At 68.6% G+C, this 964-nt stretch carries 1 protein-coding gene; it reads right to left on the reverse strand.

Annotated elements, in window-relative coordinates; all coding sequences use genetic code 11:
• Positions 1-964, reverse strand: a 964-nt coding sequence (locus G4D86_RS51720) for a condensation domain-containing protein (protein WP_164003095.1), incomplete at both ends; no start/stop codon positions are given.

Consider the following 964-nt stretch of genomic DNA (forward strand, 5'->3'; position numbering starts at 1 on the left):
GAGCCGCTCCTCGGGGTAGCTCGGATCCAGCGGGAGATAGGCACCTCCCGCCTTGAGGATGCCGAGCAGCCCCACCACCAGCTCCAGGGAGCGCTCGACGCACAGACCCACCAGGACCTCGGGCCCCACGCCCAGGGAGCGCAGGTGGTGCCCGAGCTGGTTGGCGCGCTGGTCCAGCTCCCGGTAGGTGAGCCGCTGGTCCTCGAAGACCACCGCCACCGCGTCGGGTGTCCGCTCCGCCTGGGCTTCGAACAACTCGTGGATGCAGCGCTCGCGTGGGAAGTCGGAGCGAGTCTGATTCCAGTCCACCACCAGTTGGTGGCGCTCCGCGTGAGTCAGCATGGGCAGCCGCGACACGGCCTGCTCCGGCCGGGCCACGATGCCTTCCAGCAGCGTCTGGTAATGGCCCACCAGCCGCGCCACCGTCGCGGTGTCGAAGAGGTCGGTGTTGTATTCCAGTGAGCCCTTCAGCCCCTCCCCTGTCTCCTCCAGCAGGAGCGTCAGCTCGAACTTCGCCACCGTCTGCGCGATGGGCAATGGCGTGAGCCGGGCCTCGCCCAGGCAAAGCTCCGGCATGGGAGCGTTTTGCAGGACGAACATCACCTGGAAGAGGGGCGAGCGGCTCAAGTCGCGCGCGGGAGCCAGCTCCTCCACCAGCTTCTCGAAGGGAACGTCCTGGTGGAGGTATGCGCCCAGCGTCACTTCGCGCACGCGCTGGAGCAACTCGCGGAAGCTGGGCTCGCCGCGCAGGTGGGTGCGAAGCACAAGCGTGTTGACGAAGAAGCCGATGAGGCCTTCCGTCTCCTCGCGAGTGCGGCCGGCGATGGGGGAGCCCACGACGATGTCGTCCTGGCCGCTGTGGCGTCCCAGCAGCAGCTGGAAGGCCGCGAGCAGCGTCATGAAGAGCGTGCTGCCCTCACGGCGGCTCAGCGCCGTCAGCGCGGAGGTCAGCTCGCGGGGCAGT

The sequence above is a fragment of the Pyxidicoccus caerfyrddinensis genome, from assembly GCF_010894405.1.
Classification (GTDB): domain Bacteria; phylum Myxococcota; class Myxococcia; order Myxococcales; family Myxococcaceae; genus Myxococcus; species Myxococcus caerfyrddinensis.